Below are 1,451 nucleotides of genomic sequence, written 5' to 3' on the forward strand. Positions count from 1 at the left end.
AAAAGTCAAGTAATAAGCATAAAAATGTGAAAAAATTTAAAAAAAGAAAATAAGTGGAGGGAAAACTCAAAAGAGAAAACCCTAAATCCACTTATATAGAGCATCTATAGTTTCCTAGGTGTCTCAAGTTTTTAAAGGAGGTACACTCACTGTTGTTGATCAGACAGCTATTACTGAGTTATATATCTGTCTAATGGAGAAGTAGCGACAATTAATCACCATGTCTCTATGGAAGAAGTCGTATGGGGTATCATCTTAAAACAGTCCGTTAACACGTCAAGATTGTTCACTGACTGTCATTTTATATTATCGTATAAGCTTATATCTAACAGCAACACTTTTGAAAGAACATGCGTTACAAAGTTATGTGGTAAAATAGAGCAAACATTACTAGCGGATACGGGGAAGGAACATGTTATGCGATCTGAAAAAGAAAAAAACAGAATAGTGAGCTGTACGACCCGGTGGATCAGGAGCTGGTCAAGGAACGGGAGCGAGCACACCGTTTGACACATAAGTATAATCAGATCGAGGATGAACATACCAGTGGTAAATGGATAAAAGAAATCTTTCAGACGATTGAAGGCCGAATTAAGGTTGAGGCGGGGTTGCGGGTTGACTATGGGTACAACATCCATGTTGGAGATCATGTCTATGCTAACTTTCACTGTATCCTGCTGGATGGCGGAGAAATCAGGATTGGGGAAAACGCACTGCCTGGTCCAGTGTTTCATTAGTTACACCTGACCATCCTATGGATTCAAGTCAGCGATTTGAAGGTCTGGAGTATGCCAAGCCGATAGTCGTTGGAGATAACAGCTGGTTGGGAGCAGGAGCAACGGTAATCGGCGGAGTGACTCTGGGGGATAACGTTGTGCTTGCAGGAGTACCGGCCAGAGTTATCCGAACATTCACATAGAAAAAGGATCAGACCCTTCTGCAGTGGTATGATCCTTTTTATAAACATTATTGAGAGGTATATCCGCCGTCGACTGGCAGCGTAATTCCTGTCAGAAATTCATTTTCTGCTATGAAGACAACTGCATGGGCGATTTCTTCAGGCACACCCAGGCGGCCGATTGGATGTTTATCTACCAGATTATCATAGTATTCACCCAGTGCTTCTCTATTTACCATACCGGACTCTACATATCCTGGAGCAACGGCTGCACATCGGATATTGTCTTTTGCGTACTGGAGAGCCAGTGACTTGGTCATGAGAACAACCGCTCCTTTAGACGCATTGTAAGCATAGGCTGTCGGCTCACCGACGATACCAAGAATGGAGGCACAGTTAATCACGACTCCGCCACCATTTTTTCTCATAGAATAGGAAAGTATAAAGTTTTACCCGCTAGAAAGCCTATCACCTCAAACGTTAATCACTATCACTTGATTTGAAAAGAGAGGGGATTTAAAGGTACACTATACGTATGGTAGAGAAAAGCATT

At 42.2% G+C, this 1,451-nt stretch carries 3 protein-coding genes; 2 read left to right on the forward strand and 1 reads right to left on the reverse strand.

The window, feature by feature from the left end; all coding sequences use genetic code 11:
* Positions 1-464 precede the first annotated feature (464 nt).
* Together ACYQ2O_RS12225 and ACYQ2O_RS12230 are read left to right on the forward strand one after the other, a co-directional pair.
* Positions 465-737, forward strand: coding sequence for a maltose acetyltransferase domain-containing protein (locus ACYQ2O_RS12225; RefSeq protein WP_428830636.1), 273 nt, complete (start codon positions 465-467; stop codon positions 735-737).
* A 17-nt stretch (positions 738-754) separates the two neighbouring features.
* Positions 755-919, forward strand: coding sequence for a DapH/DapD/GlmU-related protein (locus ACYQ2O_RS12230; RefSeq protein WP_346025601.1), 165 nt, complete (start codon positions 755-757; stop codon positions 917-919).
* Between the two features lie 47 nt (positions 920-966).
* Here ACYQ2O_RS12230 and ACYQ2O_RS12235 read toward each other — a convergent pair whose 3' ends face one another.
* Complete coding sequence (locus ACYQ2O_RS12235) at positions 967-1,326, reverse strand: SDR family NAD(P)-dependent oxidoreductase (RefSeq protein ID WP_346025600.1); 360 nt, start codon at positions 1,324-1,326, stop codon at positions 967-969.
* Positions 1,327-1,451 lie beyond the last annotated feature (125 nt).

The organism is Alkalibacterium sp. m-11 (assembly GCF_054658155.1).